Below are 24,321 nucleotides of genomic sequence, written 5' to 3'. Positions count from 1 at the left end.
TTTAATAAAAAACGATGAACAAAACGACAGCGCAAACTTAATATATAAGGGAAGCTAAGTTGAAATGATTGATTGTATAATTAAGAATTTGATATAGATAAAATCATAAGTTTAATGAGAATGCTAAAAACGAATCAAGCTTTTTTATACAGATGGAATTCTTATTCGAAGAAAAATCTTTATGTTAGAGACATAAAGTTTGAAGATGTAATAGATAATGGAATAAATATTATAGAAAAAATAAAAAATCAGTAGAGCTATAAAAAGATGAGGGATTGAAAATTTAATCTCTCATTTTTTTATTAAAAAACTAAAGGAGGAAAAATGAAATTAGTAATCGCAGAAAAACCAAGTGTTGCAGCATCAATAGCAAAAGTTATAGGAGCAAAAAATAGAAATAATGGATATTATGAGGGGAATGGATATATTGTTTCATGGTGTGTTGGGCATTTAGTACAAATGGCAAATCCTGATGTTTATAATGAAAGATATAAGAAGTGGAGAATTGAAGATTTACCTATTATCCCAAAAGAATACAAGTATGAGGTAACGAAGACAACTAAAAAACAGTTTAATATTCTTAAAAGGCTAATGAATAGTAATGAAGTTGACACCATTATTAATGCTTGTGATGCTGGTAGAGAAGGAGAAGCTATCTTTAGACTTGTATATATGATGGCAAATTGTAAGAAGAAAATGAAACGTCTTTGGATTTCCTCAATGGAAGACTCTTCAATAAAAGAAGGATTTAGCAACTTAAAAGATGGAAGTAACTATGATAATCTTTTTGATTCAGCCAAGGCTCGTGCCATAGCTGATTGGCTTGTTGGAATGAACATAAGTAGACTTTACTCCTGTCTATATAATGAAAATTATAGTGTAGGCAGAGTACAAACACCAACTTTATCAATGATTGTGAATAGAGATGATGAGATAAATAGTTTTAAAAAAGAAAAATATTATACAGTGGAGATTTCCATGAATGGATTTACACTTTCGACAGATAGAATTGATGACAAGATAGTGGCAGAGCAGCTTAAAAATTTAATCGGAGAAAAAATTGAAATAACCGATGTAATTAAAAAAGAAAAGATTACAAAGCCTAATCTGCCCTTTGATCTAACAACACTTCAAAGAGAATGTAATAAGTATTTTGGATACAGTGCAAAACAAACCCTAGATTATGCCCAAAGCCTGTATGAAAAGAAGTATATTACCTATCCACGAACAGATTCAAGATATTTGACAGTAGACATGATAGAAAGCACTGTAAATAATATTATAGGAAAAAATGATTTTGACACAGAAAGAATTAAGGTAGTTTTTAATTCTGAAAAAGTTACAGATCATCATGCAATAATTCCAACGATAAGTTCATTAAATAAGGATATTTCAAATCTTCCGGAAAGTGAAGCCAAAGTATATAGACTTATAACAAATAAACTCTATGCAAGTTTTGGATATCCTCTTGTAGAAAATACAACAAAGATAGTGGCTGAATTTGACGGGTTTGAATTTATAAACACTTATAAAATAATTGCTGAAGAAGGATTTACAAAATATTTAGAAGAATATAAATCAAAGAAGAAAGAAGATATACAACTTCCTGATGTAAAAATAGGAGATTTTTTATATATTGAAAATAAAGATATAAAAGAGAAATATACAAAACCACCTAAACACTTCACTGAAGACACACTCTTAAAAGCTATGGAAATAGCTGGAAATGATGAATTAGTTAAGGATGTTGAAGTTGAAAGAAAAGGACTTGGTACTCCTGCTACAAGAGCGGGAATAATAGAAAATTTGATATACAAAGGTTATATAAAAAGAGAAAAGAAAAACCTAATATCAACTAGGAAGGGATTAAACCTAGTGACTATAGTTATAGATGAGTTTAAATCTCCAAAGACAACAGCAAAATGGGAAATGAGATTAAGTGATATAGCAAAGGGTAAGGAATATAAAGAGAATTTTTTAAAAGAAATTGAAGAAGAAATAGAAAATACTATAGGTAAATATTATAAGTAAATTGATTATAAAAACTTGAATATAATTATAGGAATGAAGAAAGGAATGATTTATGAAAGAAATATGGTATAATATAAGTGATAAAAGAGTAGGCATTAGGAAATTTGCTTATTTGACATTACTATAAATATACGTTATACTCTTATCAGATAAAGATGGTGTCCCGCTACCGTTAAAGGTGGAGCATTAAAGAAGGTGTATCACTACCTACATCCCAAAGGTAAAATATTAAAGCAAACAGAGAGGTTAAAACCTTTCTATTTTTTTATTCCAATTTCTTCTGCAAAGGAAAACGCAAAAAATGAAAGAATGTTTCTGATGAGCATTTTTTAATTTATGAAGTGATCGATGATAGTATTACTATAGATGGAGATATTTACAGATATTATTCTGATAAAGAAAAAATGCACATATTATCTATATTGGATATTAAGAAAATGATTCCTGTACCGACTGATGGTTATGAAAGAATTGATTTTAACGAACTTGAAGATATCAGATATAAAGACTTATTTCAAAAAGAATATGCTTTTTGTTTAAAAATAAAAACAAAGATCTTGATAAAGGTAGAAAAAATATACAAAAATCAAAAGAAAACAGGAATTATAAGAAGAGCAAATTGCAAATTTTCAAAGTTAGAAAAAGCAATGTTGGATTGGAAGCAATAGAATAAAGGCAGTTAAAGCGATTAGAAAAGTAAAAAATTCCAATCGTTTTTTTATTGCAATAAAAAGATAGCGTAAATGACATTTTAAAGTTATCTTTTGCTTACAGAAATTTAAAAAATAGAAAGAAATAAAGTTTAATAAATAAATATATAAAAATTTAGTTCATTTTTATCACTATAATGAGGAGGGATAAAATGCCAAGATATGATATAGTAGATTTAAGTAGAACAATCTATCTTGCAAAAGAAGAATTTAAGAAAGATATAAAAAAATATGAGGAATATTTAAAGGTATCAGGCAATAACTATAAGTATCCATATATACATCAAATATCTATATACAATATGGATCCAAAAGCAACAGCCTGTGCAGAATTTGATTATTGGAAAACTATAGGTAGAAGCGTTAAAAGAGGCGAAAAAGGAATACCACTTTTAGATATAGATAGTGGAAGGATAAAATATATCTTCGACATAAGGCAAACAGTAAGTATTAATCATAATATTTCTGAGGTAAAGTTATGGAAATATGATAGCAAAAAGCATTTAAACTTACTAGATGAACTGATAGATAAGTTTAAAGAAAAAGATAGTAAGCTTCTATTAAGCCAAGAAGATAAAATTGATGCCTTAGTAGAAAGTAATGTTAGAGGAAAATTCAATAAAATTTTAGAAAGTCTATCTGACGAAAGTTTAAAAAGCATTCAAAAGGTAGACCTTTTTAATTTGTTAAAAGAATCCGTAAAAATTTCCATAAGCGAGAGAATGGAGGTCTCATATCAGCTAAAAGAAGAAAACTTATCTTTACTGTCTAAAATATCAAGTTCGGACATAGACAAAGTATTAAGTATAAGCGCTAATATAAGTAAAAATATCTTACTTGATTTGGGAAGTGAAATAAAAAGATTAGAAATTTTAGAGAAAATTCAAGAAAGAAAAGATTTGGAGCAGACAAAAGAGCTTAAGGAGCGTTATAATAAATTAAGTTCTGATATAAACGGTGAAATAAATTTTAAAGGAGGCTTGGAAGATGAAAGAGAAATTAACATTGGCAGGCAAGGAATACCTCATGGAGGAGGGGATTTACACACCAATCGTCAAGGAGAATTCCTTCGAGAGACAGGGAGGGACATACAAGATGGAAGAATTGGAGGAAGGCATGGAAGTCCTAATACCCAATATGGCAATTCCCAAGGAAATAGATTTAAAGAAACTCAACAGATGGGGAAGGATGAGATTGAACTTTCTCAAGGAGAACAAAGAAGAGGATTATCAGATAATGTATTTGCAAGGGACATTGATGGATCATCTTCTATCAAAGGAAAAAGAGATAGAGGACTTTATCACGAGGGAAGAAGTCAAAATGATGGAAACTTGGGGTCTGACAGAAGAACTGAAAGAAGAGGACTATCTGAAATATCTGAGATTGAAGAAGAACATGGATATGACCCTACAAGAAATAGGGGAAAGGGAGATAATCCTAATCTAAAAAATGAGGAAGTAGAGTCTACTTCCTTTTTTTCTGCTAAAAATCATGGAGAGCAAATATCCTTCTCAAATCCAATAAGTCAAAGAGAAATAGATACATTTTTAATACATGGAGGAAATCATGAAGATGGAAGATTAGCAGTAATAGCAGAATTTTCTAAGGGTAAATCTTTAGAAGAACAGGCAAACTTTTTGAAAGAAATATATAGGGGAGCCAATGGTCTTGAAATTGAAGGAAGAAAGATATCTGCATGGTTTGGAAAGGAAGGAGCAATTTTTAAAGATGGAGATGAGGCAAGATATAGAGAAGGGCAAATAGTTTCTTGGAAAGATTTAGCTAATAATATTAATAATTTATTAGATAGAGGAGAATTTGCTAGCAATGTTGAGATTGTAGAAAGTGCGACATATGAAAGAGAAAAAATAGCAGAAAAATTATTGTATTTAAAGAGAGATCTTACTGATGAAACTAAGGATAGATATTTAGCGATTCTTAATGATATAAAAGGAAGAGGCTTCCCAGATGAAAAAGAAAATCTCGGGAAAAAACTTGAAGATAAAAATTTTATAAATAAACTCAGAAAAGAATACGAGGTATTTTTAGAAGAATATAAGATTAATCCTGATATTTTAAGATTTCATCATTATAAATTATCTAAAATCTATAATGATATCAATGATTTAGAAATAGAAAGAAAATTATATAGGTCAAATTTAAAGGATATTGCACCTATTCAGAGTTTTATAACACAAGATGAAATAGATGAAAGCCTAAAAAGAGGAAGCGGGTTTTCTGATGGAAAGAAAAGAATATATGAATTTTTTACTGAAAAGCATGATTTAAAAGAACAAGCAGATTTCTTGAAAAATGAATATGGCGTAGGTGGAAGTTCTCATGCACTATCTGCTGCAAGAGAAAGTGGTGAGTGGCACGATGCGAAGGGAATAAAATATAATAAAGGTAATGCAAAAGAAATACTACTATCTTGGTCTAATGTTGCAAGAAGAATTAATGACCTTATTAAAAAGAATAGATATATAGATGAAGAAAGTTTTGAAGAAAATAGGGAGAAAAAAACAGATCAGCAAATAAATAAAACAGAAAAAGAAAGCCAGGAGTATATAAATTATCAAGATGATTTGCCTCCAACTGATAATGATGTATATATAGAAAGAACAAATAATAGTTCTATATATTATTATCAAGGACAGTCTGTAGCAAGTATAGGTGATGATGGAAAACTTATCATTTATGATGAATTTATGCCAAACTTTTTAAAAGAAGAAATATATTCCATAGCCTTTGAAAAACAATTAGATATACCATTAGACCAGTTAGACGATGGAATTATTCTTGAGGGAATACATGACACTTTTTATATTAAAGAAAAGGAAGAAATAGAAGGAAGAGAATATTACCTTTTAGAAAGTCAAAGTCGATATGATGATATTCCAAATATTGTAGTTAATTCTAACAAAGAAGTTATAGATGATGATATAGTAAATGGTTTTGAAGAATTTAAGGAATTTTATCCTAATAAAAATAAAGAGAATATAGGTTTTGATTTAGATAGCCATAGAAAAGATGATTATTGGATAATTGAGTTTAATGAGGGTTCAAGTCTAATAGAAAAAGATTATGCAGGACAAAGGCTGACTAAACAACTATTAGATGAAATAAGGGAAATAGATGAAAAGATAAGACTTCATAATAAGACCTTAGGAGAAGATGAATATGGGCAGATGACTGATAAGTGGGAGGGGTATTCCAAATTCTATTTTAACCATATAGTAGATGGGAAAATAGTTGATCACTATAAGATAGACATAGGTGATGGAAATGAGATCAACCAAAGAGACTTTGAATTTCTTTATGAACAAATAGGAAAAAGTCAGATAGAACTTAATCAAACTATAGAAGGAAATAAGATAGATGAAAAAATAATTTCAATAAATCAAATTGAAGATAGAATTTTTGATGTATTAGTTAAGGATAAAGTTTTAGAAAATGAAATTATAAAGGCAAGAGAAAACTTAGGAAATAATACCTTAGCAAGTTTTAACTCTGTATTCCAAAGAGAATATGTAAAAATCATGAGAGAAGTTGCCGATAAACAGGGAAATCTTCCGGATGATATGAAGGCAATAGATAAGGTTAAAGAATTAGCTATTAGAATAGAAAATAGATATAGAGAATATTTAAATAATTCACATGAAAACAATATAGAAGATGATAAGGAGATACTCTCTATAAAAGTGGGAGATATAGTTAGAACAGAGGATAATAAATATTTAAAAATAAAAGATATTTCCAGTGGATATGATAATAACCATAATCAAATAATATATTATTCATATGATGCCTATTTTGATAAGGACTTAAAACTATTCTCACATTCCTTTAAAGAAAGCGATTTAAAAGCTTTAGAAGTATTAAGAAATGAAGTAGAAGAAAAATTAACAAAAGAGATTGTAGAAGATAAAATAGCAGTAAAAGTAGGATTTTATTATGCTTTAGTAGATAAATATAAAACAAAGGATATAGAATTAGAAGAAACAGGAATTAGAGTTTATCCAAGAAAGGAAAACTCACAAGGAAAGATCTATACTTTATATAAAGGGAAATCTTTTGAAGATAGCAAAAAAATAGACAGTTTGTTTGATGAAATTACTGCCAAAATGAAAGAAGCAAATCTTACAAATTTAAATGATGTATTAGAATTGGAAAGGGAAGGTTTATTTGAAATTACTGATGATAAAGTTACAAAATTTGAGGAAGGCTATGATATAGATGTTCAAAGCTTTAATCAGCAATTTCCAGATTATTATAATGATATATATGTTTTTAATAAAAATCTTGAAATCAATGGAGCATATCAAAATTTAGCACATATAAATGAAGAAAATAAAATCACTTTTAATATAAATTTATCGCAAGAAGAAAAATCCAAAATTGAAGAAATAAGAGATAAGAAACAAGTTCTTTCCATGTTAATAGATAAGGATATCAAAGAAAAAAGAGAATACTATTTTGATCCTCAAGATGAAGAATACTTACTACTGTCAAAGAAAATAGAAGATGGATTATTAAAAAAACCAGAAAATATTATAGATGGAAAAGAAGGGTATAAGGTAGAGCTAATCTTAGATGTTAAGGGGAAATCTCTTAAACAAAATTTACGATACAATGGGTATATTTTAAATTCTAATCAAGCTATAAAATATAAAAGTTATAAGGACATATTAAGTAACTTTCCTTATTTACTTGATGACAAACATAGAGAAGTGCTTTTAAATGGATATTTAAATCAGCAAATAGAAAATGATAGAACAAGGCAAGAAGAAAATCCATTTAAAGAAGGTATGAGTGTTAGATACAAAGGAAAAGAATACACTATAACTGCTATTAACGATACTACAAGTCCTAAAACTATAGAACTAGAAGATAGCACAGGACTAATGAATGGCTTTATTACCGGAAGTGAAACAATTCTTTTTAATGACTATAAAAATCTTGATTTAGAAGTATATAGATCTAGTGAAAAAGAAAAACAATCTATTGATAAAGGGGAACTAGTAGAACAAATCAGCTTTGAAGATATTGACAATAATAACGAAGAAGAAGTTAAAAAAGACAAAAAGACTGATATAGAAAATATAGAAGGGGTTTCTGAAGTTTCTTTAGAAAACTATAAAATTATTAATGAAGAAGAAAACCTACCACCATCACAGAGATTAAAAAACAACATTGAAGCTATAAATGTCTTAAAGGCTTTAGAAAAAGAAAATAGAAGTGCAAGAAAAGATGAACAGGAAATTTTGGCAAAATATATCGGCTGGGGAGGACTTTCTGATGTATTTGATGAAGAAAAGGAAGGTCAATGGCTTGATGCAAGAAACTTTTTAAAAGAAAATCTAACTGGGGAAGAATATAATAGGGCAAGAGAATCAACCTTAACAGCTTTTTATACGCCGAAAGTAGTTATAGACGCTATCTATGAAAGTCTTTCTAATCTTGGATTTGAAAAAGGAAATATATTAGAACCAAGTGCTGGGACAGGGAGATTTATAGGAAATCTACCTGAAGAAATGAAAGAGTCAAACTTTTATGGAGTTGAATTAGATAGCATTAGTGGACAAATTGCCAAAGAACTTTACCCTAATGCCAATATCCAAATAAAAGGATTTGAAGAAACCAATTTTTCTAATAACCTATTTGATGTGGCCATAGGAAATATTCCTTTTGGAGAATTTAAAGTAGCAGATCGTGAGTATGAAAGAAATAACTTTCTAATTCACGATTATTTTTTTGCTAAAACTTTAGATAAGGTTAGGGATGGAGGCATCATTGCCTTTATAACATCTTCAGGAACAATGGATAAAAAAAGTGAAGATGTTAGAAGATATATATCGGAAAGAGCAGAGTTCTTAGGAGCAATAAGACTACCAAATACTACATTTAAAGGGGTAGCTGGAACAGAAGTAACTTCAGATATAATCTTTTTAAAAAAGAGAGATAGGCTATTAAAGATAGATGAAGACTGGATAAAGCTAGACAAAGATGCAAAAGGACTAATATATAATAAATACTTTGTAGATAATCCTCAGATGGTAATAGGGACTATGGAAGAAATACCGTCAAGATTTGGGACAAGCCTTGCTTGTATTGAAAATAAAGATATTTCTTTAGAAGAAGGACTAAAAAAAGCCATTAAAAATATTCAAGGTAGGTATGAAGAAGCTCAAATAAATGATGATTTAGGAGAAGAAACAATACCAGCTGATGATAGTGTTAAAAACTATTCTTTTGCTTTAGTGGATGATGAAATATATTTTAGAGAAAATTCAATTATGCAAAGAATATCCTTAAACCAAAATGATAAAGATAAGGTAAAAGAATATTTAAGATTAAATGAAAGTCTAAGGAAAGTTATAACCTATCAAAGAGAAGACTATTCAGATGAAGAGATAAAAAAAGAACAAGAAAATCTAAATAAATTCTACGATGATTTCAATAGCAAACATGGAAGACTAAATTCAAAAACCAATAAAAAGTTATTTAGAGAAGATGCCAATTTTTCTTTAATTTCAACTTTGGAAAAATTAGATAAAGAAGGCAACTTTATAGGAAAATCTGACATCTTTAACAAGAGAACTATAAAAAAAGCTGTAATAATAGATCATACAGATAGGGCAATAGATGCTCTGGTACTCTCTATTAGTCAAAAAGGTAAAATAAATTTTGATTATATGGAAGAATTGACAGGAAAAACAAGAGATAAATTAATAGAAGAATTAAAGGGAGAAATATTTTTAAATTTAGATTCCTTTGAACCTAATGATATAAATCCATTTAAGTCTGCTAATGAGCTAGGAGATTTTTCAAGACCTTACGTAAGTGCTGATGAATACTTGTCAGGAAATATAAGAGATAAAATTGAAGTTGTAGACTCTTATATTAAAAACATCGAAAAAGAGTTAGGAAAGGAAGAAAATCTAGAGGATAGTAAACTCTTAAAAAAAGAATTAGAAGAGTTACATTTTCAAAAAGCAAAGCTAGTGGAAGTAATGCCTAAAGCACTAGATGCAAGTGAGATTACAGTTAGAATGGGTGCAACATGGATACCGGAACAAGATTACAAAAAATTTATGTTTGATTTGTTGAAAACACCAGTTTCATCAAGGTGGAATATAGATATTAAGTATTCTGACTTTACAGGAGAATATAGAGTTGAAGGAAAAAGCTCTGATAGGGGCAATGACCTTGCTTCTTTTACCTATGGTACAAATAGGGTAAATGCCTACAAATTGATAGAAGATACTTTAAATTTAAGAGATACTAAGGTATTTGACCAAGTAGAAGACAGTGATGGAAAGAAAAAATCTGTGCTTAATCAAAAAGAAACAATGCTTGCAAGAAGTAAGCAAGAGATGATAAAAGAAGAATTTAAAAGCTGGATATTTGATGATGTGGAAAGAAGAAATAGATTAGTAGAAGATTATAACGAAAGATTCAATTCCATAAGACAAAGGGAATATGATGGATCTAATCTTACTTTTGAAGGAATGAATCCTGAAATAGAATTAAGAGCACATCAAAAAGATGCAATAGCAAGAGGTTTGTTTGGTGGAAATACTTTACTTGCCCATGAAGTAGGAGCAGGAAAAACCTTTGAAATGATAGGTATAGCCATGGAGTCAAAAAGACTTGGGATGAGTAATAAGTCAATGTTTGTTGTTCCTAACCACATTGTAGAGCAATTTGGAAGAGAATTTAATGAACTTTATCCAGGAGCTAATGTATTATGTGCTACAGAAAAAGATTTTACACCAGATAGAAGAAAAAGATTTTGTAGTCGTATTGCTACAGGAAGTTTTGATGCTGTTATTATAGGGCACAGTCAATTTGAAAAAATTCCTATATCAAAAGAAAGACAAGAATATGAATTGCAAGGTCAAATTGATGAAATCATTGACTATATAGATGAATATAAAAGAGAAAGGGATCAAAGATTTACTGTAAAGCAATTAGAAAAAACAAAGAAAAAATTAGAGACAAAGTTAGAAAAACTAAATGCTGATTATAAGAAAGATGACGTTGTAACCTTTGAGGAACTGGGAGTAGATAAGTTATTTGTAGATGAAGCCCATGCCTACAAAAACCTCTATCTATTTTCTAAAATGAGGAATGTAGCAGGAATTACTTCTACAGATTCACAAAAATCATCAGATATGCTTATGAAATGCCGCTATATGGATGAAATAACTAATAATAAAGGATTAGTATTTGCCACAGGTACACCAGTAAGTAACAGTATGGCTGAACTTTATACCATGCAGAGATATTTACAGTATGATGAATTAAAAAAGATGAAATTGCAACATTTCGATTCTTGGGCATCTACTTTTGGAGAAACAATAACGGCAATAGAATTAAATCCTGAGGGTAATGGTTATAGGAGCAAAACCAGATTTGCAAAATTTTATAATCTTCCTGAACTTATGAATACTGTAAAAGGATTTATGGATATTAAAACAGCTGATGTTTTAAATCTCCCTACACCAATTGCCCATTATGAAACTATAAAAACAAAGCCTACCGAAGAACAAAAAGAAATTCTTGAAACTTTTTCAGAGAGAGCAGATAAGGTTCGTGATAAGCAGGTAGATTCAAGTGTTGATAATATGCTATTAATAACAAATGATGGGAAGAAGATGGCATTAGATCAAAGATTAATCAATCCTTTACTTCCTGATGATCCTAATAGTAAGGTGAATACCTGTATAAAAAATGTATTTAGCATTTGGGATAAATATAAAGATAAAAAATCTGCTCAATTAATATTTTGTGATATGTCTACACCAAGTAATGATTTTAATATCTATGATGATATTAAAACAAAACTTATAGATATGGGAGTGCCAAAAGAGGAAATAGAATTTATTCATAAAGCAAAAAACAATATGGAAAAAGACGCTATCTTTGATAAGGTAAGAAAGGGAGAAATACGAGTATTAATTGGTTCAACACAGAAGATGGGAGCAGGTACTAATGCCCAAGACAAACTAATTGCAATTCACGATCTTGATATACCATGGAGACCTGCTGATCTTTCTCAAAGGGCAGGCAGGATTGTTAGGCAGGGAAATGAGAATAAGGAAGTCCATATATTTAGATATGTAACAGAAAATACTTTTGATGCCTACCTATTCCAAACCTTAGAGAATAAACAAAAATATATTTCCCAAATTATGACGTCAAAGACTCCTGTAAGAGTTGCAGAAGATGTAGACGAAGCCACATTAAACTATGCCGAAATCAAAGCTCTTGCAACAGGAAATCCATTAATAAAGGAGAAGATGGACCTTGATGTTGAAGTTTCTAAACTTAAAATGCTAGAGTCCAATTTTAAATCAAATCTTTACAAGCTGGAAGATAAAGTAGTTAAATTTTATCCAAAGGAAATAGAAAGATTAAAAGAAAGGATAGAGAACTTAAAGGAAGATATTAAAAATGTTGAGCCTTATAGGGAAGTAAGTAAAAATACAAAAGAGGAAAATAAATTTACCTCCATAACCATTAATGAGAAGAAGTATACGGATAAGAAAATTGCAGGGGAGTTTTTGTTGAATAAAATTAAGGGACTGAAAATTAATGGAGAAATGGATAGAGAAGGAATAAAAGTAGGGAAGTATAGAAACTTTGATCTATCTATAAAGTATGATTCTTTTTTCAATAAGTATAACTTTATTTTGAAAGGAAAAGAAGATTATACGGGAGAGTTTGGAACAGATGGACTAGGCAATATTACAAGAATGGATAATATACTAGATAAATTACCAGAAAGACTAGAAGATAATATATCTAAACTAAAAGATACAGAAGAACAATTCCAAATAGCAAAACTAGAAGTACAAAAGACATTTCCACAAGCTGAGCTTTTGAAAGATAAGTCTCTAAGGCTTTCAGAAGTAAATAATCTTTTGAATATGGGAGATAGTGAAGATATACAACAAGACAATCCATTGCTTGAAGAAGTAAAGGAAGAATTAATTAATTTCTTGAATAGAGAATATGAAGAAGATAACAAAGTAGAAGATTTTGATAACCTATTTCCTGATTTAAATGACATAAGAATAGCTTATACAACTACACCAGATGAAAAACATGAGATACAAATTAGTTTAGATTTGGAAAATTATAAAATGAATACCTATGTAGACAATACTTTAATTGACAGCTTTCAGTACACCTATGATCCTTTGGACGCAAGTGATTTGGAAGAGGTAATACAAATAAAGACGGATATTGTCTTTTGGGATTTTAGTGAGCTTGTAGCAGTTGATGAAAAAAAGTTAAAGGAAATTCTTGGACTTGAAATAGATGATGAAGGTAATTTTTATGATCCATTAAATTTAGACTTGGATAATGATGGGATTCCTGATAGATATGATAGTGACTTTAAAGATTCTGATTATTTTGAATCTACTTATGATGTTGAAGATAATTTTCATGCTAAAGAAGAAAAGGAATCTATTATAGATAAGTTACAGGAATATAAGAATAACTTAGAAGAAGACAATAACATAAAAGAAATAAACAACTGTGAGCCTTATGGTAGATAAATATTTAAGTAATATTGCTAAAGGAATAGAATATGAAATTTGATAAAGATGGATTTAATGAATTTATACAAGATGAGTTTTCTTTTGATGGAGCAACTCAAAGAATAATTAATAACTTAGTGGAGTATGGAATCAAAAATTTAGGAGATTCAGAGGATAAATTAGTAGACTTTATTCAAACTATAATTAATGATCCGACAGTTGAAGAAATAAAACAATTTGTAATTAATGAAGAAAAAGAAGAATTAATAGGAGGAATATTAATGGATGTACGAAAAGGAAATGTAATTAATACAGAATTTGGAGAAACAATTGTACTTGATATTAAAGATAATCAAGCTACACTATTTGATGGTAATCAATTTATTTTAGCTACAGGAATTAAGCTAAATAAGAAAAGTGGAAATTATGAATGGGAATCAGTAAGGTATGCCAGCGATATAAAAACTATAGCAAATATGCAAAATATTGATTTTAAAAGTATGAAAAATACAATAGACTTTCTAGCTGAATATAATCATAAAGAATTTGTAAAAGGGATCGTATCTCTTGAAACAGGAGTGTTAAATGAAGAGGTTCTTAATGTTGCCTATGATAATTATATGAGTGATTCAGTAATGGGACTTATTGATGAAAAGTTTATGGATCATATAGATGATCAAGGATTAGAAGAAAATTTAGAAATTAATCGAGAACAAGTAGATAAAGAAAGCAAGGATATATTAAACATAGATGGAAATTTAGCTAGTGATATAGAGATCAAAGATTTAAAAGCAAAAGATGGAAGAAGCTTTAAAGTTGCTTCCTTTTCTATAGCAGAAAATGACAAGGAAGGAAACGTAAAATTTACTGATTGTTACGCATATAATGATAAAATTAGTCAAGTAGGTAATATGAAGAAAGGTGACTTTGTACACTTATTTGGTAAGGGAAAAACCAACAAAGGAAAGAATGGAAAAGAATATAGGAGTATAAAGATATATTCTGCCAAGTTGTTAAAAGCAAAAGAACAAATAAAAACTCAAAATAAAGATAAAAAGTCTATATTAGGGCAAATAAAAAGCTTGAAGACAGACGATAAAACTAAATCAAACAAGAAAGACCATAGCAAAGGTACAGAGAGATAAATATCGGCAGTCTTAGGACTGCCTTTATTTTTTGTTGAATAAACAATGATTATTAAAGTATTATTTGAATATTGTACAAATTTATGCTTAATACACAAAAGTTAGCTGAGATTTATTATTGATTAGGTTACAATAAATAAAAGAGTAAAAAATAACTAGAAAGCAGTAGGCAGAATATAAGATATTGAAATAACTAATTTATACTGAGATATAGTATATAATAATATTAGAAGAATATTGATATAAAATCACACATTGTCTATATCATAGAGTTACAATTATTTGTTTCTATCTAACATTTATAAGGAAAAATTATGAAAAGAAAAGATTTGATTTTGATTGCTCACATTATACTACAAATTGTTTTGTTTATACCTATAATTCCTTTTATAAAGTATTATCAACGAAAAGATATAGGAATTATAGTAATAATTTTGCTGAGTACTGTAAATTTTATTTCGTATGTTATTACAATATTAAATTCTGATAAAAAATTCATTTTAAAGCATAGTATTCTAACTATTATATTTATAATATTTATATGTGCAGAAGATACAATACTAATTAACATACAAATAGGAAAACACATAGAATTAATCATATATAGCTTATTATTGTTAGAAAATTTAGCCTTGATATGTTCAACATATAGGTTAAGTATTAAAAAACTAATTATAACTATTATTCTTTCTATTTCAGCTTTAACTATAAATTATAATTATTCATTATCCGATTTTATATATAAATATGTAGTTATTCTTTTATTAATGAGTCCTGGTATTTCTTATATATTAGATAAAAAAATAAGACATAATAATAGAAAGGTAATTTTATATTTACAAATATGTTTTATTATTTCTTTTTGTATTTATAAAAAATTCAATAGTATAGATATTGTTTCAATTAGTGAGTACCTACTATTATCAATTATATCAATGGAGTCGGCATTACTGTATAAAATTATGATTACGGATGTAAGAAAAGGATTAGCATTATTTATCAAAGCCATGAGGAATCTATTTTTAGGTTATATTGTTTTATTTGTAATGCTATATTTAGTTGGTATTTCTGTAGTTGATATTACTTTATTATCTTTTTATTTTTTTATATATTTAGCCGAATTTAGAAGTTACAAGGAGTATAAGAAACATCAAAGTGTTACTTTTGATGAATTATTAGATAGTTATTATGTTGAAATATATAGAAATAGAGAAATTGAAAGACTTAATATTTTAAAAATTCAGACATTTTTACATGATGATATACTTCAAATCATAATAGCTATACGTAGATGGATTGAAGATAATTTGTCAGGTTCAGATAAAAATTATATATTACAGAATTTAGATAAATTGAATGATTTAATTCGACATGAAATTGATTCATTTAATCCTAAGATTAAAGAGTACAGTTCCTTGTACGATGCATATAATAAACTTATATCAGATTTAGAAGATATGTATTTAAGTAAACAGATGCTTATTGAATTTGAATGTAAAAAAGATATTGAACTTTCATCACCTTATGATGAGATAGTATATAAATGTATTAATGAGTTATTAATAAATGCGTTTAAGCATTCTAAAGGTTACAACACTAATATTAGTCTAAAAGTAGAAAAAAATATAATTTATTTAACAGTTACAAACGTTGGAGATTATATAAAAGATAAAGATAAAATTAAAGAAGGCAATATAGGATTAAATATTCTAAGGCTGAATTTAAAACAATACAGAGGGGTATTTGAATATGAAATATTTAAGAATAATGAAGAATTAGAAGAATCGTATGTGCAATTTAAAATAAAAATTCCATTAGATAGGAGAGTTGTAAATGAAAATTTTGTTAATAGAAGATCATAAAATGGTAGCTACTTCTCTAAAAATGAGTTTAGAAACAGAACAATCTATTTCTGTAGATGTAATAGACTGCATTGAAAAACTTAATACAGATAAAACAATTCTTAGTTATGATCTATTACTTATAGATATTAACTTAACGGGTATTGAAGGAACAGTAAATGGCTTAGATCTAGCTGAAAAATTAATAGAAAAGTATAAGGAAATTAAAATTGTTATCTTAACTGCATATAAATTAGAATTTTATATAAAACGAGCTAAAGAAATAGGATGTAGAGGTTTTATTTCTAAAGAAGAAGATACTAAAAATTTAATACAATATATTAAAAGTATTGTAGAGAAAGATAAGATAATATTTCCTGAAGAAAATTATATGTTAGAATCGTTGACGAAATATGAATTAAAAATAGTGAGATTGTATTCAAATGGCATGTCTAGGAAAGAATTAGCTAAAGAACTTAACACAAATGTTAGAAGTTTGGCGGTATCTTTATCTAGAATATATCAAAAATTAAATGTTAGAAATTATCAAGAAATGATAGACAAGGTAAGAGAACTAGGTTATGTAGATTCATTTTGATAGATGAGCATTAGGATTTAAAAATTCTAATGCTTTTTTTATTCACAAAAGTTAGCTGAAACTTAAATTAAAATAATATAAAATTAAAGAAAAAGTATAGAATTAATAATATTTAGAGGTGATAAAGTGATGAATTATTCAAGTAAACTAAAAAACAATATGCTAGGAAGAGAAATTACTCCTTTTAACGTGTGTAAATTATCGTGTAGTAATACTTGTAGGTATAGTTGTACAGCAAAGAATGCTGCTAAACACCCAAAATATTCACATAGTACATTTAATAATAATTTAAATAAAGATGATAAAAAATAATATAACTTACAAACTTGGAAAAGAGATTGATATTTGGAAAGAAGGTACTGCTCAAACATTAACATTTATTGTGACTGAGGATTGTAATTTAAGATGCAATTATTGTTATATTACACACAAATCTTCAAATAAGAAAATGTCATTTGATGTAGCTAAGAAATTTATTGATTATGTACTTTCAGATAAAATAGTTAGACCAAAAGGAGTTATATTAGATTTTATAGGTGGAGAGCCACTACTTGAAATAAAATTAATAGATCAAATATGTGATTACTTTAAACTAAAAGCATATTTACTAAAGGATGAATGGTATTGGGATTATAGGATTAATATAACGACAAATGGGGTTAATTATGCTAGTAAAGAAGTACAAGATTTTATAAATAAAAATCAAGGAAAACTTGAAATTGCAATTACATTAGATGGAACAAAAGAAAAACATGATATGCACAGAGTTTTTCCAAATGGCAAAGGTTCCTATGATAAAATAATAAAAAACATAGAACTGTACAAAAATCAATTTCAAGCATCTACCAAAGTTACTTTTTCAAGTAAAGATTTAAAATATTTAAAAGATAGCGTAATTCATTTATGGGAATTAGGAATATATGATGTAGCAGCAAATGTAGTATTTGAAGATGTTTGGCAAGATGGAGATGACAAAATTTTTGAAGACCAGTTAATTGAATTGGCAGACTATATCCTGGAAAATAGACTATTTGATAAATATTCTTGTACTTTATTTGATGAATCTATAGGTTTTCCAAATAGTAGAGAAATATTAGAAATAGCTTCTTGTGGTGCTGGAAAGATGATAGCAGTAGGACCTGATGGATCATTGTATCCATGTATGAGATATAAAGATTATTCACTTAACAATAAAAAAGAAGTTGTAATTGGTGATGTAGAGAATGGCATAGATTTTGATAAAATAAGACCTTATTATCTGATAAATACGAAGCTTCAATCTGATGAGGAGTGTATTAACTGCAGGATTGCAAGCGGATGCACTTCATGTTTCGGTCATAATTATGATTCTGCAGATAGTAACACAAATTTTCAAAAGGCAAAGTATATTTGTAAAATGCATAAAGCAAGAGTAAGAGCAAATAATTACTATTTTTCAGAACTATATAATAGATATGGAATTGAAAGAGAGATTAATAACGAAGGAAGAGATAAACTTTATTTTTTATTGTCTAATTCAGCTGTGAGAACTTGTGCTAGTAGTGAAGATAGAAGTGATCTTTCTATTATGTCTAATGAAACAATAAAGCAAGGATTAGAATATGCTAAAAATAATTTTCTAAGACCAGTATTCATACATAGTAATTATGGACTCAATTTAAATTTCAAAGAGATAGACTTAAAAGGACATAATATTTTTCACTATTGCTCAATAAGAAATCAAGATAGCATAAGAAAAATAACTAATAACTATATTCTTACAATTGAATATCCTGAAGATGTAGAATTTGTAAGAAATATGAAATTAGAAGAAAATATAATATTAAATATATCATCTTATTATTTAAGTGATATAGAGAATTTTGTAACAAAATTATTCAATAAGACTAACAGAATTAATCTAAATATATTAGACATTGATAAACAGTTTAATTATACCCTATATGAAAAGCAACTAATAAATATTTCTGATTATATTTATTACGAATATTTGAATAAAGGAATAATTAAAGAACTAAATGTAATAACGGATGAATTGTTTATGGAAAAAAAAGAATTATGTGATAGTGGATTGAATTCTTATACCCTTGCTAGCAACGATAAGTTTTATGTTTGTCCAGAATTTTACTTTAATTTTCCTTTGGATCATATAGGAAGTTTAAATGATGGAATAAAAGAGAAATACAATAGACATTTATACTCAGAAGAATATTCTCCACTTTGCAATAAATGCAGTATTTGTCATTGTAATTCTTGTAGTTTTGAAAATTATATAAATACAAATGAAGTTAATATACCGGCTAAGAAGTCATGTGTAAAATCTAGTATTGAATATAGAGTATCTTATGAATTACAGAAAAAATTATTAGAATTAATGGAGTTTGATAGACATATAAAGCCGCTAAATTATTTAGATCCATTTGTTGATGTTTTAGAAAAAAATCCTGTAAATGGAATTTTAAATAAAAAATACTTGGAGGATAACTAAGTTGAAAGTAGTTGGAACATTAACACAGGAAGAAAGTAGAAATTTAGAAGAGCTTCTTGAAAAGAAAATAGCCTTAGAAAACTTGTTGAAAATCTTATCGGAAAGTCAAGAAATTTATAAAAAAGTAGTTAGAGATTATAAAAACATAGTAGAAGAATATGAAAAATGGTGGACAGATACATCCGATAAATATATTTGGGAAAGTATTGAAAATTCTTTTTGGTCAATTGATTTTAAATCTAGGAAAGTATATTTAGTAGATGAATAATATGTTTGATTGGAGTGAACACAAAAAAATAATTGATAAATTTATATTACCACAGAAAAAGAAAATTATATATTTAATAGTAGTCATACTATTAGGAATAATTGCGAGTATGGCGATTCCTTATCTATTTGGGAAAATTATTGATTTGATAGTAATAAAAGAATTGCAATTAGTATTAAAGTTTATTCTCATAAGTCTATTTTTAAATATATTTCAAAGTTTAAGCAGTATTTTGGAGGAATGGATAGGCAATATATTATCTATAGATTGTTCAAATAGTATAAAAGAAGCGATGTTCGCTAAAATATTAGATACGAGATATGAATTTTTAAATTCGTATGGTGAAGGGGAACTTGTAAGCAGAATAGAAAATACAGGTGATAAAATAGTTAGTTTCTATATAGACTTTTTTTCAAGCATAGTTATGATTATGTTTAGCATATTTATATCTGCTTATATTATGATTAGGATATCATTAAAGTTATTTATAATTGCGATTATATTACTTCCATTGACCTACGGAATTAACTATATATTCAAAAGTATTATTATTAGTAAACAAAGAGACTATATTACTAAATTAGATACATATTCAGATTATCTAATAGATACGATTTCAAATTTAACTGGAATAAAACTAAATAATTTAGAAAAAATATTTAAAGGAAATTATGGGAAAAAGCTTAAGGATTTAAAAAATGTATCTATGTCTAATTTGAAGATAAAGATGACTGTAACGAGTTTACAGGATTTAATAACTATTATTTTAAGTTCTCTAATATTATTCATTTCTGCAAAATTAATAATATTAGGAAATTTGACATTGGGAAATATAGTTGCCTTTAGTAGTTATATGGAAAAGTTACATTCGTCAATTAAAAACATTGGCGATTTAAACTTATCTTTTAATGAAGTTATTGTAGATTTAGAGCGTTATAAGAGAATTATGGATAATGATATTGAAAAGAAAACTTATGGAAAGAAATTGTCAAAAGTAACTAGCCTTAAATTTAAAAATGTTTCATTTAAATATGATGATAAATACATATTGAAAGACTTTTCATTTGAAATATCGAAGCCTGGTCTATATGGAATAGTTGGAGAAAATGGATCTGGAAAAACAACTATATTTAATCTAATAAGCAAACTTTATACTAATTATGATGGTGAAATTTTAATTAATTGCAATGAAATAAGTGACTATAAAGATGAAGAATTAAGAAATGAAGTTTTGTTTATAGAGAGTAAACCATTTATATTACGTGATGATTTAACTTCTAATATTACATTATTAGAGAAAAATAAGGTAGATGAATCGTATTTAGAAAAAATAATAAAAAACTTAGATTTAAGGAATGTTGAAAATCATAATAGATCGAATATAAAAGATACATTATCTAAAGGAGAACAACAAAAAATACAACTAGCCAGGTTGTTACTTAAGGAATATCCTCTAATTTTATTGGATGAGTGTTTTTCAGCGTTTGATGAAGTGACTAAAAAAACAGTAATCTCAGAATTAAAGAAAAGAAGCAAAAATAGTATTATTATCATTATTTCACATGATCAAGAAATTATAAAGAGGTGTGATAAGACATTATTTATATTGGATAAAAAGAATTATGGATGAGGTAATTGTAACGATTATATGCTATATATTGTGAGTTTTAGTTATAAAAGTTATGAAATAAATAAAAGTATTCACAAAAGTTAGCTGATTTTATTGGTGAAATTTTATAAAATGAAATCATAAAAGGAATGAACAAGTAATTCAATAATAAGTTTAATAGTTTTTTATATTAGATACTATTACAGTTTTAAATACTGTTTTATAGTATATAAATAGTTTAAAATGGGAGGAGAATTCATTATGTGATATAGTGTAGTTATATTAAACATACTTAGATTGAACCGTAACTAAAAAAGAGAAATAATTTGAATTTTATAAGGAGACTTTAAATGAAAGATTTTAATATTGAAGAAATTGACTTTAATGAACAAGTTGAAGAAAAACTTAATAGTGAAAAAATTGATTTAGATGATTGTGAAGTATTAGAAGAAGCTACAACTCCTAGTTTTGGATTCTCATGTCCACATGGATGGTTTGGCGCTTATTGTCATTAATAATTGAATTAAAAATTCCCCTTTTCTGGTGCTAGAAAAGGGGAAATTTTGATTAGTGATTATTGATTTTTTATTAGAGTAGGATTATAAAATGAAAACACACATAATACAAAATAAAAATGGAGAATTTATATTATTTTTGCCAAATACATGTAGATTTTTTAAAATTAGTAAATCTGTAAAAAATATAGTTTTAGATATTGAAAAAGGGATTGATAAAAAGATAATTGTCGATAAATATAATATTGATTTTGAAAAATACGAGAAAATTCTTGAGCTTGTAAATCAAGAAATTATCGAAGTACCAAAAAATATAGACAAAGTTAAGAAAATATCAAAATTAGCGTTACATATAGTAAATGGATGTAATCTTAATTGTATATATTGTTATGCCAATGGAGGAACTTACAATTCTACCAGTAGTGTTATTTCTAATAAAACGCTCAAGCAAACAATTGATACATTTTATAATAGATTTGATTGTATTGAGTGTATTCAATTTTTTGGAGGAGAACCCACATTAAATTTAGGCGCTATTGAGTTTGTATGTGAATATGTTAAACGTTTATACGAATCAAATAGAATAAGTAAAATTCCGAACTATACGATTACTACTAATGGAACATGCGCAACAGATTATTTTATTGATTTGATTAATAAATATAATATTGATGTAACAGTTAGTTTAGATGGCAATAAGGATATAACTAACGAAACAAGACTAAATAGACAGGGATATAAGACGGCAGATGTTATAGAAAATAATATAGTAAAGTTGAGAAATAAGACAAATCAACCGATCGCAGCAGAAGTAACCTTTACACAATGGCACATAAATAAAGGCATCAGTGTTCAGGATACTGTTGATTATTTGTATGATAAATTTAAATTTAAGGCGATTCATGTGGTCCCTGTTAGTGCAAAAGAACATGCATCTTATAGGTTAAAAAACAGAGAAACTTTTCTTGATGCGGTATCATCTTCTTTTAAAAATAAAAAAGTAAAATATATGCTTGTAAATCAAATATTAGATAGTTTATTTAACAAAAAAATTTCAAATAAAATATGTGGTGCAGGCGCGACCGTATTTTCAGTTTCAGCTAAAGGAGATATTTATCCATGTTTTATGTTAAATGATTGTGAAGAATATAAATTGGGAAATGTATATTCATTAACTGATGAATTTTGGGATATACAAGAAGGACCAATGAGTAAATATTATAAGTATGATAGGTTTAAATATGATAAGTGTAATGAATGTTTTAACCGTACAATATGTCATGGATGTATGGGAATAAACCAGTATACAACTGGAAATATATTTGAATCGGCAGAAGAAGAATGTGAATTTATGAGAAAATTGACAGAAGAGGTTATTATCTCTGTTTTGGAAAGTTAATATATGAAGAACAATAGACCTAAAGCAGTAAATGATATTAATGAATATATTTTATTTGAGAACAAAAATAAAGAAGATATATATTGTATAGGTAGTATTGAGAAAGACAGATATATAGAAGTTAAAGAAGAACAAAAGAATGCTATAATGAAATCTATTAAGTATTTTGATGGGACTAACGATATAGGGGAAATTAATGAAAAGCTTAAGAAAATAGAAAATATAGATTTAAATATTAATAAGTTGTATAACTTATTATTGGAAGCAGGGTTACTTGAAAATGAACAAGTTGATTTAAATAAAAATGAATTTGAAAGATATGGTCTTAAGATAGCATCTATACCATTAGATAAGCTATCAAATTTATTTTATTTTTTTTCAAAGTATTCTAGATTATATTTAATAGTATTGATATTTGCTGCTTTTTTTTCATTCCCCTTGATACCAAAAATGTTATCAAGATTGTTGTATTTTAACATTTATAAAACATTAGACTCTTCAGTTTTGAGCTTGATTTTATCTTTGTTTTTAACAACAGCAAGTGTACTTGTACATGAATTTTCACATGCTATTTTTTCTAAAAAATATGGATTAAATCCAAATAAAATGGAAATAGTATTATACTTATATTTAAATCCAATTGCATATATAAAAACTAATGGGATTTATACGCTTTCTAAGCGAAAAAGAATAGTTGTCTGGAGTGTTGGAATATTATCAAATTTAATTATATTTTTTATTTCAGTAATCATCCAAAATTATACTACAGGCACAGTTAGTAAAGTTTTTTTATTGTTAGCATACACTAATTTAGGATTAGTAGTAACAAATTTTATACCATTTTTGCCACTAGACGGATATTATATACTAACCACTTTGTTTCAATTAACAAATTTAAGAAAAAAATCATTTGGGGGACTAAAAAAAATATTTAAGGAAGAAACTTTTAAAAAGAGGGTCATTTATATAGTATACAACTTTATTTCGATAGTTATATTATGTTATATTATCGTAGTACCAATAGTTCAAGTTATATATAATTTTTATTTAGCTTATTTAAGAAATAATAATATATTTGAAGGCTTGAATGAAATTTGGATGTATCTTATATTGGCAGTTTTAATGGTTTTTTCACGAATTATTGATAGAAAACAAAAATAATGC

General features: G+C 27.2%; 12 protein-coding genes and 1 pseudogene. All 13 read left to right on the top strand.

The annotated features are described in order from the left end of the window. Nucleotides 1–324: 324 nt before the first annotated feature. Nucleotides 325–2,031 carry a DNA topoisomerase 3 gene (locus tag B9N53_RS08660; protein WP_094204572.1) on the top strand — a complete coding sequence of 569 codons (1,707 nt, stop codon included), beginning with the start codon at nt 325–327 and terminating at the stop codon, nt 2,029–2,031. 261 nt (nt 2,032–2,292) lie between these two features. Further along, nucleotides 2,293–2,699 (top strand): annotated as a pseudogene (locus tag B9N53_RS08655) (type III toxin-antitoxin system ToxN/AbiQ family toxin); the annotation flags it as partial. A 1,029-nt stretch (nt 2,700–3,728) separates the two neighbouring features. Further along, nucleotides 3,729–4,187 (top strand): TnpV protein, encoded by a 459-nt coding sequence (locus B9N53_RS09620; protein WP_079392108.1) that lies wholly within the window; start codon nt 3,729–3,731, stop codon nt 4,185–4,187. A 1,262-nt stretch (nt 4,188–5,449) separates the two neighbouring features. Then, entirely contained in the window at nt 5,450–13,312 is a 7,863-nt protein-coding gene (locus B9N53_RS08650; RefSeq protein WP_420485237.1) for an SNF2-related protein, read from the top strand. 32 nt (nt 13,313–13,344) lie between these two features. Beyond that, on the top strand, nt 13,345–14,439 hold the full coding sequence (locus B9N53_RS08645) for a single-stranded DNA-binding protein (RefSeq protein ID WP_094204570.1): 1,095 nt from the start codon (nt 13,345–13,347) through the stop codon (nt 14,437–14,439). A gap of 314 nt (nt 14,440–14,753) precedes the next feature. Next, nucleotides 14,754–16,301 (top strand): hypothetical protein, encoded by a 1,548-nt coding sequence (locus B9N53_RS08640; RefSeq protein WP_094204569.1) that lies wholly within the window; start codon nt 14,754–14,756, stop codon nt 16,299–16,301. Next, nucleotides 16,273–16,878 carry a response regulator transcription factor gene (locus B9N53_RS08635; RefSeq protein WP_094204568.1) on the top strand — a complete coding sequence of 202 codons (606 nt, stop codon included), beginning with the start codon at nt 16,273–16,275 and terminating at the stop codon, nt 16,876–16,878. Before B9N53_RS08640 ends, B9N53_RS08635 begins: the two co-directional genes overlap by 29 nt. 298 nt (nt 16,879–17,176) lie before the next feature. Beyond that, entirely contained in the window at nt 17,177–19,366 is a 2,190-nt protein-coding gene (locus B9N53_RS08625) for a radical SAM peptide maturase, CXXX-repeat target family (RefSeq protein ID WP_094204566.1), read from the top strand. 1 nt (nt 19,367) lies between these two features. Continuing rightward, nucleotides 19,368–19,634, top strand: a complete 267-nt coding sequence (locus B9N53_RS08620; RefSeq protein ID WP_094204565.1) for a CXXX repeat peptide modification system protein — start codon at nt 19,368–19,370, stop codon at nt 19,632–19,634. Next, nucleotides 19,627–21,264, top strand: a complete 1,638-nt coding sequence (locus tag B9N53_RS08615; RefSeq protein WP_094204564.1) for an ABC transporter transmembrane domain-containing protein — start codon at nt 19,627–19,629, stop codon at nt 21,262–21,264. Before B9N53_RS08620 ends, B9N53_RS08615 begins: the two co-directional genes overlap by 8 nt. Nucleotides 21,265–21,593: 329 nt before the next feature. Next, nucleotides 21,594–21,758 carry a hypothetical protein gene (locus B9N53_RS09190; RefSeq protein ID WP_158520797.1) on the top strand — a complete coding sequence of 55 codons (165 nt, stop codon included), beginning with the start codon at nt 21,594–21,596 and terminating at the stop codon, nt 21,756–21,758. A gap of 91 nt (nt 21,759–21,849) precedes the next feature. Beyond that, on the top strand, nt 21,850–23,157 hold the full coding sequence (locus B9N53_RS08610; protein WP_094204563.1) for a radical SAM/SPASM domain-containing protein: 1,308 nt from the start codon (nt 21,850–21,852) through the stop codon (nt 23,155–23,157). A 3-nt stretch (nt 23,158–23,160) separates the two neighbouring features. Beyond that, a complete protein-coding gene (locus B9N53_RS08605; RefSeq protein WP_094204562.1) occupies nt 23,161–24,318 on the top strand; it encodes a metalloprotease in 1,158 nt (385 codons plus the stop codon). Nucleotides 24,319–24,321: the final 3 nt, after the last annotated feature.

This window comes from Finegoldia magna, from assembly GCF_002243175.1.
In the GTDB taxonomy this organism is placed as follows: Bacteria; Bacillota; Clostridia; order Tissierellales; family Peptoniphilaceae; genus Finegoldia; species Finegoldia magna_J.
The sequence above is the reverse complement of the archived record's forward strand: the minus strand, read 5'-3'. Positions and strand labels throughout refer to the sequence as shown.